The sequence below is a fragment of the Rhodococcus oxybenzonivorans genome (genome assembly GCF_003130705.1).
Classification (GTDB): Bacteria; Actinomycetota; Actinomycetes; order Mycobacteriales; family Mycobacteriaceae; genus Rhodococcus_F; species Rhodococcus_F oxybenzonivorans.
Genome location: NZ_CP021354.1, coordinates 2,286,809 through 2,300,871 on the forward strand (window position 1 = coordinate 2,286,809; position 14,063 = coordinate 2,300,871).

Annotated in this window: 13 protein-coding genes; 6 read left to right on the top strand and 7 right to left on the bottom strand. The window is 65.0% G+C overall.

What is annotated here, in order from left to right; translation table 11 throughout:
* Positions 1-27: 27 nt before the first annotated feature.
* Complete coding sequence (locus CBI38_RS10990; protein WP_109328789.1) at positions 28-1,752, top strand: helicase HerA-like domain-containing protein; 1,725 nt, start codon at positions 28-30, stop codon at positions 1,750-1,752.
* Positions 1,753-1,822: 70 nt separating this feature from the next.
* On the opposite strand, the gene cmrA is transcribed toward CBI38_RS10990, so the two are convergent.
* The 3 genes from cmrA to CBI38_RS11005 are packed head-to-tail and all read right to left on the bottom strand — an operon-like array spanning position 1,823 to position 5,215.
* Positions 1,823-2,626 carry a mycolate reductase gene (gene cmrA / locus CBI38_RS10995; protein WP_109328791.1) on the bottom strand — a complete coding sequence of 268 codons (804 nt, stop codon included), beginning with the start codon at positions 2,624-2,626 and terminating at the stop codon, positions 1,823-1,825.
* A gap of 19 nt (positions 2,627-2,645) precedes the next feature.
* Complete coding sequence (locus CBI38_RS11000; protein WP_109328793.1) at positions 2,646-4,670, bottom strand: NADPH-dependent 2,4-dienoyl-CoA reductase; 2,025 nt, start codon at positions 4,668-4,670, stop codon at positions 2,646-2,648.
* Positions 4,671-4,681: 11 nt separating this feature from the next.
* Complete coding sequence (locus CBI38_RS11005; protein WP_109328795.1) at positions 4,682-5,215, bottom strand: PadR family transcriptional regulator; 534 nt, start codon at positions 5,213-5,215, stop codon at positions 4,682-4,684.
* A 119-nt stretch (positions 5,216-5,334) separates the two neighbouring features.
* Here CBI38_RS11005 and CBI38_RS11010 point away from each other — a divergent pair, with 119 nt between their 5' ends.
* Positions 5,335-6,660 carry an MFS transporter gene (locus CBI38_RS11010; RefSeq protein ID WP_109328797.1) on the top strand — a complete coding sequence of 442 codons (1,326 nt, stop codon included), beginning with the start codon at positions 5,335-5,337 and terminating at the stop codon, positions 6,658-6,660.
* Between the two features lie 9 nt (positions 6,661-6,669).
* On the opposite strand, the gene CBI38_RS11015 is transcribed toward CBI38_RS11010, so the two are convergent.
* Both CBI38_RS11015 and CBI38_RS11020 read right to left on the bottom strand, forming a co-directional pair.
* Entirely contained in the window at positions 6,670-7,521 is an 852-nt protein-coding gene (locus CBI38_RS11015) for an alpha/beta fold hydrolase (protein ID WP_109328799.1), read from the bottom strand.
* Between the two features lie 23 nt (positions 7,522-7,544).
* Positions 7,545-8,285 (bottom strand): TetR family transcriptional regulator, encoded by a 741-nt coding sequence (locus CBI38_RS11020; protein ID WP_109328801.1) that lies wholly within the window; start codon positions 8,283-8,285, stop codon positions 7,545-7,547.
* A gap of 132 nt (positions 8,286-8,417) precedes the next feature.
* On the opposite strand from CBI38_RS11020, the gene CBI38_RS11025 reads away from it, so the two are divergent.
* From CBI38_RS11025 to CBI38_RS11035, 3 genes are read left to right on the top strand one after another with little or no spacing between them, the layout of a single operon-like run.
* Positions 8,418-9,527: a ferredoxin reductase gene (locus CBI38_RS11025; protein WP_109334999.1), complete on the top strand. Its 1,110-nt coding sequence runs from the start codon at positions 8,418-8,420 to the stop codon at positions 9,525-9,527.
* Positions 9,528-9,558: 31 nt separating this feature from the next.
* A complete protein-coding gene (locus tag CBI38_RS11030) occupies positions 9,559-10,731 on the top strand; it encodes a fatty acid desaturase family protein (RefSeq protein ID WP_109328803.1) in 1,173 nt (390 codons plus the stop codon).
* Positions 10,732-10,743: 12 nt separating this feature from the next.
* A complete protein-coding gene (locus CBI38_RS11035) occupies positions 10,744-10,956 on the top strand; it encodes a hypothetical protein (protein WP_109328805.1) in 213 nt (70 codons plus the stop codon).
* Between the two features lie 62 nt (positions 10,957-11,018).
* Here CBI38_RS11035 and gdhA read toward each other — a convergent pair whose 3' ends face one another.
* Positions 11,019-12,362 carry an NADP-specific glutamate dehydrogenase gene (gdhA, locus tag CBI38_RS11040; protein ID WP_109335000.1) on the bottom strand — a complete coding sequence of 448 codons (1,344 nt, stop codon included), beginning with the start codon at positions 12,360-12,362 and terminating at the stop codon, positions 11,019-11,021.
* Positions 12,363-12,457: 95 nt separating this feature from the next.
* Positions 12,458-12,949, bottom strand: a complete 492-nt coding sequence (locus CBI38_RS11045) for a winged helix-turn-helix transcriptional regulator (protein WP_109328807.1) — start codon at positions 12,947-12,949, stop codon at positions 12,458-12,460.
* A gap of 95 nt (positions 12,950-13,044) precedes the next feature.
* On the opposite strand from CBI38_RS11045, the gene CBI38_RS11050 reads away from it, so the two are divergent.
* Entirely contained in the window at positions 13,045-13,761 is a 717-nt protein-coding gene (locus CBI38_RS11050; protein ID WP_109328809.1) for an SDR family oxidoreductase, read from the top strand.
* The last annotated feature ends 302 nt before the right edge of the window (positions 13,762-14,063 follow it).

Genomic DNA, 14,063 nt, shown 5'->3' on the forward strand with positions numbered 1-14,063 from the left:
ACGTTCGTGTATCCGAGGAGGGCTTCGATGACCCAGCAATCGCAGAACGGCGGGGCCGCCCCGACTCCCGCGCAGAAGGCGGAGGCGGCCAGAGCTGCCGCGGTCGAAGCGGCGAGGATTGCCGCCGAGGCCGCGGCCGCCGCAGAGGCGGCGGAGAAGGAAGCGCGGGAGGCGGCGGCGCACGGCGCGACTGCCGCACCGCCTCTGTCGAGGCCTGCCGCAGAAATCGCGACGGGATACTCGTCGGCCGGTGTAGCGCTCGAGCTCGGTACCGTCCTCGTCGACGGAGTTGTCGATCCCGCGGCCAGGGTCCGGATACCGCTCGCGACGATCAACCGGCACGGCTTGGTGGCCGGTGCCACCGGGACCGGTAAGACCAAGACCCTGCAGGGAATAGCCGAGCAGCTGTCGGCGGCAGGGGTTCCCGTGGTGATGGCCGATGTGAAGGGCGACCTCTCCGGCTTGTCGAGGCCGGGAGAGACGAACGAGAAGATCACCGCGCGCGCCGCCGAAACCGGCGACGGTGACTGGGCGCCGGCGGGTTCGCCAGTGGAGTTCCTCTCCTTGGGTACGGAGGGTGTCGGCATCCCCGTGCGGGCCACCATCACTGCGTTCGGCCCGATCCTGCTCAGTAAGGTGCTGGGGCTCAACGCCACTCAGGAATCGACTCTCGGGCTCATCTTTCACTGGGCCGACACTCGGGGTCTGGCGTTGCTCGATCTCAAGGATCTGAGGTCGGTCATCGCTCACCTCACCAGCGACGACGGCAAGGCCGACCTGGCGGGCATCGGCGGAGTGTCGCCGGCCACGGCGGGTGTGATCCTCAGGGCGCTGGTCAATCTCGAGGCGGAGGGCGGTGACACCTTCTTCGGTGAACCCGAGTTCGCCACCGAAGATCTGCTCCGATTCGACAGTGACGGGCGAGGCGTCATCACGCTGTTCGAACTGGGCGCGCAGGCCGCCCGCCCCGCCCTCTTCTCCACCTTCCTGATGTGGGTACTGGCCGATCTGTTTCAAACGTTGCCCGAGGAAGGAGATCTGGACAAGCCGAAGCTCGTCTTCATCTTCGACGAGGCGCATCTCCTGTTCACCGACGCGTCGAAGGCATTCCTGCAGCAGGTGGAGCAGACGGTCAAGCTGATCCGCTCCAAAGGTGTCGGCGTCTTCTTCTGCACCCAACTACCGACGGACGTCCCCAATGCGGTGCTGTCCCAACTGGGTGCGCGCATCCAACATGCGTTGCGAGCGTTCACGCCGGACGATCAGAAGGCGCTGAACAAAACGGTACGCACGTACCCGAAGACGCAATTCTATGATCTGGAGAAGGCGCTCACATCCCTCGGGATCGGCGAGGCGATCGTGACGGTGCTCTCCGAGAAGGGTGCTCCGACGCCTGTGGCGTGGACCAGGATGCGGCCACCACGTTCACTCATGGACACCATTGGCAACGACGCCATTCGGGGCGCGGCGGCGTCGAGCCCGCTGGCGCAGAGATACGGTCGGACCGTCGACCGGGAATCGGCGTACGAGCAGCTCACCGCGAAAGTCGCGGGAGCGCCGGCAACCGACGAGGACGTCGATTTGCCATCGCTGCCGGACCTGCCCGCGCCTGCGGAGCCCGACGGGCCGAACATGGCCGAGCAGATTCTGGGAAGTCCGGCGGTCAAGAGTTTCCTGAGGTCGGCGGCCTCGGTCGCAGGACGGGAGATCTCGCGCAGCATCTTCGGCACGGGGCGCCGCCGGCGGCGCTGACATCGGCTGCGCTCGGGGCGAATGTACCGTTCAGCGCGGTGGAAGCGTCGAACGGTACATTCGCCGCCGTCTAGTTGCCCAACTTCTTGTAGAAGCTTCCCACGATCGGCGCCACGACTGCGCGCGGACTGTACTGTCCCGCAACGGACATCGCCTTACTGATGACGCCCGGCACCACACGCATCTTGTTGTCGGCCAAGCCGTCGAGCGACACCTTGGCGGTGTATTCGCTGGAGATCCACAGGAAGTCGGGGACCAGCTTGTCGACGATGGACGCGTCCGCGGGGTCGGGTTCCTCGGTGCGGACCGGTCCCGGGGCGAGCAGAGTCACGCTGACCCCGGAGCCCTTGAGTTCGCCGCGCAGCGATTCGGAGAAGGTGTTGACGAAGGCCTTCGTAGCCGCGTAGGTGGCGTTGTGGGGGATGGGCATATTGCCTGCCGCTGATCCCACCATCAGGATCGCACCGGACTTGCGTTCCAGCATGCCCGGAAGTACGGCCAGGGTGAGATCATGAACGGCAACGGCATTCAGTTCGACCTGCGCCCGTTCGTAGGCGGGATCGAGGTCGGCGACCGAGCCGAACGTTGCGATGCCGGCGTTGTTGCACAGCACGCTGATCTCCCGACCGGCGATCTCGCCGACCAGGGCGGAACGTGCGTCACGATCGGACAGGTCGCACGCCCGCACGTCCACCTCGACACCGTGTTCGGCGCGGAGCGTCGCCGCCAACGACTCCATGACCTCGCCGCGCCGGGCGACGAGGATGAGGGAATGACCACGGGAGGCGAGATCCGTGGCCAGCGCCTCGCCGATACCGGACGAGGCGCCGGTGACGACGGCACGGGCACTGGGGGTGGGGTTCGGCAAACTCACGGTCAGTCAGCGTAGTGCGTCAGATGCGCGCCGCGAGCCGGGTGCCCTGTTCGATGGCGCGTTTGGCATCGAGTTCGGCTGCGACGTCGGCGCCGCCGATGACGTGGGTGCTGACCCCGGCGACGGTCAGCTCGTCGACCAGGTCGCGCACGGACTCCTGACCTGCGCAGATCACCACGTTGTCGACGGCAAGGGTGCGGGGCTTCTCGCGTTTGTCGCCGAAGGTGATGTGGAGTCCCTCGTCGTCGATGCGCTCGTAGTTGACGCCGGACAACTCGTGCACGCCCTTGTTCTTCAGGGCGGCGCGGTGCACCCAGCCCGTCGTTTTCGCGAGCCCCGCCCCGATCCGCCCGCTTTTACGCTGGAGGAGGTACACCTCACGAGGCGACGGCTCGGGGATGGGCGTGGTGAGGGCGCCGGCAGCGGCCTCGGGTTCGGTGACCCCCCACTCCTGCTTCCATTCCTTCAGGTCGAGGGTCGGTGAGTGCTCGTGGGTGAGAAACTCGCTGACGTCGACGCCGATGCCGCCGGCACCGATCACGGCAACCGACTTTCCGACCGACTTACCGCCGCGCACCACCTCGGGGTACGTGAGCACTGTGGGATGGTCGATGCCGGGAATCGACGGAAGGCGCGGGGTGACGCCGGTGGCGATCACCACCTCGTCGTAGCGGCCGACGAGATCGACCGCTGCGACGCGGGTGTCGAGCCGGACATCCACACCGGCGAGTGCGAGTTGCCGGTTGTAGTAGCGAATGGTCTCCGCGAACTCCTCCTTGCCGGGGATCTTGCGGGCGATGCCGAACTGGCCACCGATTTCGGAGTCCGCCTCGAACAGCGTCACCGTGTGGCCCCGCTGCGCTAGGCCGAGCGCCGCGGACAATCCCGCGGGGCCGGCGCCCACGACCGCGACGCGCTTCGCGGTCCGGGTGGGGGAGAGCGTCAGTTCCGTTTCCCGGCCCGCACGCGGATTCAGCAGGCAGGACACGTGCTTGCGGACGAAGGCGTGGTCGAGGCACGCCTGGTTGCACGCGATACAGGTGTTGATCTCGTCCGAGTTTCCGGCTTCGGCTTTGCGGACCCAGTCGGGGTCGGCGAGCATCGGGCGGGCCATCGAGATCAGCTGAGCATCACCGCGGGTGAGTATTTCCTCCGCGACCTCGGGCATGTTGATCCGGTTGGACGCGGCCACTGGAATGTTCACGTGCTTCTCGAGCTTGCCGGTGATGTCGGCGAACGCCGCGCGCGGCACCGACGTGACGATGGTGGGGACGCGGGATTCGTGCCAGCCGATGTCGGTGTTGATGATCGTGGCACCCGCAGCTTCCACGTCCTTGGCCAGAGCGACGATGTCGTCCCACGTCTGACCGCCTTCCACGAGATCGGCCATCGACAAGCGGAAGATGATGATGAAGTCGCGGCCCACGGCGGCCCGGGTGCGGCGAACTATCTCGACGGCGATCCGGCGGCGGTTCTCGGGCGTGCCACCCCACTCGTCGGTCCGCTTGTTGGTGCGTTCGCACAGGAACTGATTGATGAAGTATCCCTCACCCGCCATGATCTCGACGCCGTCGTAATTCGCCTGCTGTGCCAGCCGCGCACACCGCACGAAGTTGCGGATCTGCCAGCGGACGCCCCGGCCGGTGAGTCTTCGGGGGCGGAACGGATTGATCGGGGCCTTGATCGAGGAGGCGGAGACGCTGAACGGCTGATAGCTGTAGCGGCCTGCGTGCAGAATCTGCAGGGCGATCATGCCGCCCTCGTCGTGCACGGCCTTGGTAATCGCACGGTGCCGCCGGGCCTCCACGCGGTTGGTGAGCTTGGCACCGAAAGGCAGCAGCCAGCCGGTGCGGTTGGGGGCGTACCCACCGGTGACGATCAGGGCGACACCACCGCGGGCGCGCTCGGCGAAGTACGCCGCCAGTCGAGGTACGTCCTTGGCGCGGTCTTCGAGACCGGTGTGAATCGAACCCATGATCACCCGGTTCTTCAAAGTCGTGAAGCCGAGGTCCAGCGGGGCGAGGAGCTGGGGAAACTGTGTCATGCGGCGTGTCCTTACTGCGAGAGGGCGTCGAGTACTTCTTGGCACCAGCCGGCGAACCCCTCTTCGACGCGAATGCCGCCGCGCAGGACGAGGTACTGGTGAAGGGCGGTTCCGGAGAGTTGGTCCGGCGCCGGGAAGTCACGTTTTTCGATCATGCGGTAGATCTCGAGCCGGGCAGCGTGGCCGTCGCGGTGCCGGGCGACTTCGGCGGCCAGTGCGGGAATATCGCCTTGCTGGGCGGCGCGGATCTTGACCGCAAGCTCGTTACGCAGGTGATTCGGTTCGGTGGGTTCGGCGATCCAACGCTGCAACTCGGCCCGACCTGCCGCGCTGACCCGATACACCTTCTTGTCCGGCCTGCTGTCCTGCGCTACGACTTCGGCATCCACCCACCCGGCTTCGTCCATGCGCTTGAGCAGCCGATAGATCTGCTGGTGGGTGGCGCTCTGGAAGAAGCCGATCGATTTGTCGAATCGGCGTGCCAATTCATACCCCGACCCGGAATGTTCGGTGAGGGAGACGAGAAGCGCATGTTCGAGTGCCACGCACAAAGTATGTATGCAACGAAGTGCCTATGCAACTAAGTGCACATGATCCGCTCGGTGCGAGTGGGTCGTTGCGTCGGAGAGTACGAACGACCCGTTCGCTCACATAGGCTCGCGACATGAGCACCGAAGTTCGTCCGCCCGCCGGGATCGGTGAGGCTGCGACGCGCAAACAGGTCGTCGCGTGGGGTCTGTGGGACTGGGGGTCAGCCGCCTTCAATGCGGTGATCCTCACGTTCGTCTTTTCCGTCTACCTCACCGATGCAGTGGGGGAGGACCTCGAAGGATCGATCTCTGCGAGCACCTGGCTCGGGTGGTCGCTGGGGATCGCCGGATTCCTCATCGCGGTGCTGGCGCCGGTCACAGGGCAGCGATTCGACGCCGCAGGACGGCGCAAGCGCGCGCTCGGTGTTCTCACCTTCGCGACCGTGGCTTGCATGGTCGGCATGTTCTTCGTCCGCGACTCGGTCGAGTACCTCTGGCTCGGTCTGGCGTTGCTTGCTGCCGGTTCGGTGATCTTCGAGCTCGCCGGCGTGCCGTACAACGCCATGTTGCGGCAGGTGTCGACGCCGTCGAATATAGGTCGGGTGTCCGGCTTCGGTTGGGCAATGGGCTATTTCGGCGGAATCGTGCTTCTACTGTTGTGCTACTTCGGCTTCATCGCCGGTGACGGGGACACCCGCGGAGCGCTGGGGTTCACCACGGACGGTGGGCTGAACATCCGGATGGTGGCGCTGCTCGCGGCAATCTGGTTCGCCGTCTTCGCGATACCTGTGCTGCTGAAGGTTCCCGAACTGCCGCGGCCCCAGGTCGATCCGGGCGCCGACAAGGCCGGTTTCGTGGAGTCGTATCGGATTCTCTGGCGAGATCTGCGCAGCCTCTGGTCTGCCGACCGCCGCACCGTGTACTTCCTCGGCGCCAGTGCGCTCTTCCGCGACGGACTGGCCGGAGTGTTCACGTTCGGTGCGGTCCTCGCCGTCAACGTCTACGGCATCAGTGCCGGAGATGTGCTGCTGTTCGGTGTCGCGGCAAATATCGTCTCCGCCGTCGGTGCACTCACGGCAGGCCGCTTCGACGACCGGGTGGGTCCCAAGACGGTCATCGCGGCGTCGCTGGGGGCGATGCTCGTCGTCGGCATCATCTTGACGGCTGTGTCCGGACCGGGAATGTTCTGGATCTTCGGTCTCCTGCTGTGCCTTTTCGTGGGACCCGCGCAGTCCTCGTCGCGCACGTTCCTTGCACGGATCACGCCGCCCGGCCGCGAAGGGCAGATGTTCGGTCTGTACGCGACGACCGGACGCGCGGTGTCGTTCCTGTCGCCGACGCTGTTCGGACTCTTCGCGTGGTGGTTCGGCGCGGATCGGGCCGGGATCCTCGGTCTCCTGATCGTGCTGGCCCTCGGACTCGCGGCCCTGACCGTGGTGCGTGCTCCGGAGCGAAGCTGACGCCGATTATCAGCCAGTGGCCATTCCGGCCCGCCGAAGTATCGCCTTGGCGAGGTCGTCGGGGCACTGCTCGGGGATCCAGTGCGTCGCGTCGTCGAGGACGACGAACTCGTATGGTGCGTCCACGAATTCGGCGCACTTTTCGGCTCCGGCGCGGCCCAGCGCCGTGTCGCCGGTACTCCAGACGTAGGTGGTGGGGACCGTGACGGCGGGGGTCTGGTCGAAATCTCGTGTCATTGCCCGGTACCAGTTCAGGGCCCCGGTGAGCGCCCCCGGCTCGGTGAGGACTGCGACATGCCGGTCGACGAGTTCGGGCGGGACGACATCGCCGAACATCGCCCGCAGCGCCTGCGCGTTCTCGCGCAGGAGCACATGTTCGGCCTTGCCCTCCATCCGCAGCAGGCGAATGTAGGACGACCGTTCTTTCTGGTCGGCGTCCTCGCGCAGCGCCCAGCCGAAGGCGCCCGGATGGGGCACCGAAACGGTCGTGAGTGAGGTAATGCGGCCGGGGTGTCGCGCCGCCACGACCCACGCAACGATGGCGCCCCAGTCATGGCCTACGAGATGCGCCGTCTCGAGGCCGAGTGCGTCCAGGAGAGCGATGACGTCCCCGACGAGGTGGTCGATGCGGTAGGCGTCGACAGCCTCGGGCCGCGCACCAGCCGAATATCCACGCTGGTTCGGTGCATAGGTTCGCATCCCGGACTGTGCCAGGAGGGCGGCGACAGGCGTCCACGACGCAGCGCTTTCCGGAAACCCGTGCAGGAGAACGGCGGCTTCGCCGTCGGAAGGGCCGTTGACGGTGACGTCGAAGGTCAGGTCGCCTATGGGGATGGTCACGTGTTCGGAGGTTGGCAGCATGCCCCCACCGTACGGCGGGAGGGTCAACTCCTCCGGGGATTCCACGCCGTCATGCCGAGCATGATGAGCCGTAGCTGGCGTTCGGCGCGGGCGACCACCTCGGCTTCGGTACGCACGCCGGGACGGTCGGCTTCGAGGAGGTCGACGACGACGGCGAACATCGTGGAGACGATCAGGTCGGCCGCCATCTCGAGGTCGTCGGCGTCCCACGACTCGAGCCCGCCGATTCGCGTGAGATCCACGGTCAGCTCGCTGACGAACAATCGCATCTCGGTGGCGATGGCGCGGCGGATCTCGGGAACACCGCCGTAGCGCTCACGACTGAGGAAGCGGAACTGTGCCTCGTGAGTGCGGACTTGGCGGACGAGGATGTCGAGAGACGCGCCCGCGCTCTTGGTACTCGGGTTGCGGCGGGCATCGCGCAGCATTTGTCGCAGCATTCGCATGCTCTCCTCGACGAGAACGACGCCGAGTTCCTCGATGGACGCGAAGTGTCGATAGAACGCAGTGGGCACGATTCCTGCATGGCGGGCGATCTCCCGCAGGCTCACACCCGCGAAGCTCCGGTCCGCCATGAGGTCGAGGGTGCCGTCCAGGAGGGCCTTTCGGGTGCGCTCTTTACGTGCTGCCCTGCTCTCGGGTTCCGCTCCGGTCGACTGACTCACGGCACCGAGTCTATTCGTGGGGATGGGAGCGTCGATCACGAGGACGTCGGCTGCCGCACCGCCCGTAACCACGGGATGACCGTGCTGCTCGTCCGTCATGTGTTTCCGATCTGTGCGAGGTGACGGCACTCGCGTGTGTGCCTGCCGTCACATTTCGATTGACAACTACCTGTCTGCACCTGTCACACTATTGTCAGTGTACAACCGTGCACTCAAATGGAGGAGGCTGCCGTGTCAGTTGCTCACACCAGTCGTCCGGCGGAGGGACGCAGGTTCTCGCTGCTGTCGTTGTTCGAGGCGATGGCCACTCCGCATCAGCTCGACCGTTACCTCGAACTCGTCACGCCGATGGTCACCGTGCGTGATCTGCGGGCCGAGGTGCTCGCGGTCGATCGGTCGACCGCGGACACCGTCACGCTCACGCTGCGCCCGACCCGTCAGTGGCGCGGATTCCGCGCCGGACAGTTTGTGCAGGTAGGGGTAGTGATCGACGGAGTTCGCCACACTCGTTGCTACTCGCCGGCCAACGCTCAGTCGTCCCCGGACGGCACCATCGAGTTGACGATCAAGGCGCACCCCGACGGCCTCGTGTCGCAGTATCTTCACGAAAACGCCCGGCCCGGACTGATCCTCGACCTGTCGCAGGCGGCGGGGGAATTCGTTCTGCCGACCACCCGGCCGCGCCGAGTTCTCCTCGTGAGTGGTGGCAGCGGGATCACCCCGGTCCTCTCGATGCTTCGTACTCTCGTCGAGGAGAAGCATGCGGGAAGCGTGACTTTTCTGCACTACGCGTACACCGAAAACGACGTCGCCTATCTGGACGAGCTCCGCGAGCTTGCCGATGCCAACCCCAACGTCAACCTCGTGCTGGCGTACACCGATCAGGAGACCGGCGGACATCTGCACGGTTTCTTCGGGCAGAAGCATCTCGACGCGGTCGCGCCCTGGTACGCCGAGGCCGAGACCTTTCTCTGCGGTCCCCCCGGCCTGATGCGTGGTGTTCGGGAGGTGTACCGGGAACTCGGCATCGAGGACCGGCTCCACACCGAGGAGTTCGCTCCCGCCGCGACGCCGGTCGAGGGTGAGGCCGGTGGTGAGCTGTCCTTCACGGCCAGTCGAGTCACGGCCGACAACTCCGGTGGGACCCTGCTGGAACAGGCCGAGGCCGCCGGACTTCATCCCGAGTACGGCTGCCGGATGGGCATCTGCTTCTCCTGTACCGCGGTGAAGAAATCGGGATGCACCAAGAACGTACGTACCGGCGACACCGATACCGATCCGGACAAGGCCATTCAGTTGTGTGTCTCGGTCCCCGTCGGCGACGTCGCCCTCGACATCTGACTCACTCGACATCACACACTTGGAGACCGACATGTTTGGACTCTCACTCTCGTTCCTGCCCTTCGTCGACGGCTCGGACGACACACGATCGACAGCCCCCGTCGTGCTCACACACGACCAGGTCGAGGAAATCGGCCGGGAACTCGACGCACTTCGTGATCGCACCGTTGCCGATCTCGGCGCAGAGGACCGCGAGTACATCTACAAGATCATCAAAGCCCAGAGGGGCTTCGAGGTCGCCGGCCGCGGGCTGATGTACCTCGGATTCTTCCCGCCCGCCTGGATCGCGGGCGTCGGTGCCCTCGGGATCTCGAAGATCCTCGACAACATGGAAATCGGCCACAACGTCATGCACGGCCAGTACGACTGGATGCGTGAACCGGGACTGAACTCGCGGGTCTTCGAATGGGACACTGTGTGCCCGGCCGACCAGTGGAAGCACTCCCACAACTACATGCATCACACGTACACGAACATCCTGGGGCGCGACCGGGACATCGGTTACGGCATCTTGCGGATCGACGAGGCCCAGAAGTGGAATCCGTACTACCTCGGCAACCCCGTCTACGCCTTCCTGTTGATGATGCTGTTCGAGTGGGGCGTCATGTTGCATGACCTCGAGGCCGAGAACGTCATCCAGGGCAAGCGGAAGTGGCACGACGTCAAGCCGCTACTCAAAGGGTGGTGGAACAAGGCCGGGCGTCAGGTGCTCAAGGACTACGCGATCTTCCCTGCACTGACCGGACCGTTGTTCATTCCCACGCTGCTCGGCAACGTCACCGCCAACCTGATCCGCAACGTGTGGGCGTACTCGATCATCTTCTGCGGCCACTTCCCCAGCGGTGTGCAGAGTTTCACCGAGGACGAGACCGCGGAGGAGACCCGCGGCGAGTGGTACGTGCGGCAGATGCTCGGCAGCGCCAATATCGAGGGCAGCCCGCTGTTCCACATCATGTCGGGCAACCTTTCTCACCAGATCGAGCATCACCTGTTCCCGGACCTGCCGGCCCACCGCTACCCGGAGCTGGCCCCCCAGGTGAAGGCGCTGTGCGAAAAGCACGGACTTCCCTACAACACCGGTGGCTTTTTCAAGCAGATCGGCTCCGTGTGGGGGAAGATCTTCAAGCTGGCGCTCCCGCCCGGCCTCCTCTCGTCCGACACCCCTCCCGGTGTTATCGTCGAGCGGCAGAAGACTGCAGCCTGAGAGGCGAAGCACATGGTGGGGAAGTTCGAACGGCGCAAGGACACCGTGCAGGAACTGACGGAATCCGCGGCCACGCACGTGGGACACATCGCGACCATCATCGCCGGCGCGGTTCGCGACGTCACCCGGGAGATCGGTGACTGGGTGTCGGACGGAATCGAGATGCGGGAGGCTGCGAAGAAGGCCCGCGAGGATGAAGGCTTGGACGACAAGCCGATCGACTGATGACGAGGCAGGACGGCACGGCCGATGCGGCCGTGCCCTCCTGTCGTCTCGGGACCGCTCGGTCAGATGACGCCGAGTGAGATCATCGCGTCGGCCACCTTGACGAAGCCGGCGATGTTCGCGCCGTGGACGTAATCGCCGGGCATCCCGTACTCGTCGGCGGTGGCGACGGTGCGGTCGTGGATGCCGCGCATGATCCCGGCCAGTCGCTCGTCGGTGTACTCGAAGCTCCACGAGTCGCGGGACGCGTTCTGCTGCATCTCGAGTGCCGACGTTGCGACACCGCCGGCGTTGGCGGCCTTGCCTGGTGCGAAGGCCACGCCGGCGTCGCGAAACACCTGTACTCCCTGAGGGGTGGTCGGCATGTTCGCGCCTTCGGCGACGGCCTGGACGCCATTGGCCACCAAAGTCTTGGCAGCTGCTTCGTCGAGTTCGTTCTGGGTGGCGCAGGGAAGTGCGACATCACATCGGACGTCCCAGATCGACCCGTTCGGAGCGAATCTCGCGTGTGGCACGGTATCGGCGTATTCGCCGATGCGCCCGCGCCGCACCTCCTTGATCTCCTTCAGGAGACCGACGTCGAGGCCCTTGTCGTCGACGACATATCCCGACGAATCCGAGCATGCAACCGCGACGCCGCCGAGCTGGTGGATCTTCTCGATGGCATGGATGGCGACGTTTCCGGAGCCGGAGATCACCACCGTCTTCCCGTCCAACGAGGTGCGCGCTGCGTGCAACATCTCGGCGACGAAGTAGGCCACTCCGTAGCCGGTGGCCTCGCGCCGCACCTGCGAACCGCCCCAGGTGAGGCCTTTGCCGGTGAGGACACCCGACTCGTAGGAATTGGTCAGGCGTTTGTACTGACCGAACAGGTAGCCGATCTCGCGTCCACCGACACCGATGTCACCGGCAGGGACGTCGATGTACTCACCGATGTGGCGGTGCAGTTCGGTCATGAAGGACTGGCAGAAGCGCATGATCTCGGCGTCCGAACGGCCCTTGGGGTCGAAGTCGGACCCTCCTTTGCCACCGCCGATCGGGAGTCCGGTGAGTGCGTTCTTGAAGATTTGCTCGAAACCGAGGAACTTCACGATTCCTAGATTCACGCTCGGGTGGAATCGGAGACCGCCCTTGTAGGGGCCGAGCACACTGTTGTACTGCACCCGAAATCCGCGATTGACGTGCACACGTCCGGCGTCGTCCACCCAGGGCACTCGGAAGATGATTTGTCGTTCGGGCTCGCACAGGCGCTCGATCAGCCCGGAATCCGCGTAGTGCGGGTGATGGTCGAGAACGATCTGAAGCGACTCGAACACTTCTGCCGCCGCCTGATGGAACTCCGGTTCGCCCGCATTGCGTAGGCGGACCTGTTCATAGATTTCGGCTACTCGGTCGCGCGTTGACACCCACATCCACCCATCTGCCGCTGTGAGGCTTTCTTTACCTTACATTTAGGCGAACTATAGACGTCGGTGAGAAAGTCCAGGTGCTGGCGCCGGGATCAGGTGGTTCGGGTGCGTGAACGAGCCCGCATCGCGACGGCGGCTTGGTCGACCTCGCCGCCGCAATGCCGGCAGCGATGTTCGAGTTCGAGCACATGTCCGCAGTCGTGCAGTAGCTCGGAGGCCGGCTCCTCCACCGCCCACTTGCTACCCCACTCGAACAGCGACAGCAGTAGCGGCCGAAGCTCCTCCCCGGCCTGGGTCAGGTGGTACTCGAACCTGGGGGGCCGCTCGGAATACTGCCGACGTTCGATGACGCCTACCTCTTCCAGCTTGCGAAGGCGTGCGGTGAGGATGTCACGCGAGACGCCGATGTAGCCGGCGATCTTGTCGAAGCGATGCACTTCATAGCTCAGTTCGCGGATCACCAGCATGGACCAACGGTCGCCGATGAGTTCCATCGTGGCGGCGATCGCGCAGGGGCGCGGCGCCAGCGGCATGCGGTCCATGGCCGTCTTCGGCGTCGTTCGATCGGCTCGACCCTCGTTCATGTCTCCATCATAGAGGGTTGTGTTTTCCAACTCATGGCGAATACGCTGACCCGACACAGTCAGTTGGATATCCAGACTTACTCGAAGGGGTCGTCATGACCAAGATTCACGACCGATCTGTCCTCGTCACCGGAGCCAATCGCGGCCTCGGCCGCGCTTTCGTCGCCGAGGCGCTCTCGCGCGGGGCGCGAACTGTCTACGCGGCCGCACGCGACGCGTCGACGATTGTCGACCACCCTCAGGTGGTGCCGGTGACCCTGGATGTGACCGATCCCGAATCCGTCTACGCTGCAGCGCAATACGTGGGCGACGTTGGCGTGTTGATCAACAATGCCGGAATCTATCTCGGCGAGTCACCACTCACCGGTGACCTCGGCAAGATGCGCCGCGAACTCGAAACCAACCTCTTCGGCCCCCTGAATGTGACCAGGGCGTTCGCCCCCACCATCGCCGCCAACGGTGGCGGTGCGGTTCTCAACGTCCACTCGGTGCTGTCGTGGCTGGCGGTGGGTGGGTCGTACAGCGTCTCCAAGGCGGCGATGTGGAGTGCGACCAACGCGATGCGCCTGGAGCTTGCGGAGCAGAACATTCAGGTGGTCGGGCTGCATCTGGCGTATATGGACACCGACATGACCGCGGGCCTCGACGTCCCCAAGATCTCGGCACCCGAGGTTGCCCGGTTGGCGTTCGACGGCGTGGAGTCAGGTGCCACAGAGGTGCTGGCCGACGATGTCAGCCGTACTGTAAAGGCAGCACTCGCCGGGGAACTCGAGGCCCTGTATCCGCAGCTCGCGGCTCAGGTCGTTGGGTAGGACGTGAAGTAAGGAAACCCGCCACTCGCGGAGGCAGGTGACGGGTTCCCGAGCATCCGTCCTGTCGGGTGGGACGGTGCGACAACAGACTAGACGGTCTGTTTGCTACGCGCGAGTATCGGGCGTTGGGTTCGGAAGCGGGATGCAATACCTACCAGGCGCCTGCGGCCTTTCGAGTGAACAGAGACATCGATTCGCACCTGTTCCTACGGCGTCGCGCGCCTACTGCGCAGCGCGATGCGGACGGAAACGCCGCGGATCGTAGGTTCGATCGTGCTCGGTGCACAAGCCACATCCGGTTT

Bases quoted from the DNA above. Each gene is read 5' to 3' on its own strand.
- CBI38_RS10990 (WP_109328789.1), top strand. From the start codon at position 28: ATGACCCAGCAATCGCAGAACGGCGGGGCCGCCCCGACTCCCGCGCAG.
- CBI38_RS11000 (WP_109328793.1), bottom strand. From the start codon at position 4,670: ATGACACAGTTTCCCCAGCTCCTCGCCCCGCTGGACCTCGGCTTCACG.
- CBI38_RS11010 (WP_109328797.1), top strand. From the start codon at position 5,335: ATGAGCACCGAAGTTCGTCCGCCCGCCGGGATCGGTGAGGCTGCGACG.
- CBI38_RS11015 (WP_109328799.1), bottom strand. From the start codon at position 7,521: ATGCTGCCAACCTCCGAACACGTGACCATCCCCATAGGCGACCTGACC.
- CBI38_RS11020 (WP_109328801.1), bottom strand. From the start codon at position 8,285: ATGACGGACGAGCAGCACGGTCATCCCGTGGTTACGGGCGGTGCGGCA.
- CBI38_RS11030 (WP_109328803.1), top strand. From the start codon at position 9,559: ATGTTTGGACTCTCACTCTCGTTCCTGCCCTTCGTCGACGGCTCGGAC.
- CBI38_RS11035 (WP_109328805.1), top strand. From the start codon at position 10,744: ATGGTGGGGAAGTTCGAACGGCGCAAGGACACCGTGCAGGAACTGACG.
- CBI38_RS11045 (WP_109328807.1), bottom strand. From the start codon at position 12,949: ATGAACGAGGGTCGAGCCGATCGAACGACGCCGAAGACGGCCATGGAC.
- CBI38_RS11050 (WP_109328809.1), top strand. From the start codon at position 13,045: ATGACCAAGATTCACGACCGATCTGTCCTCGTCACCGGAGCCAATCGC.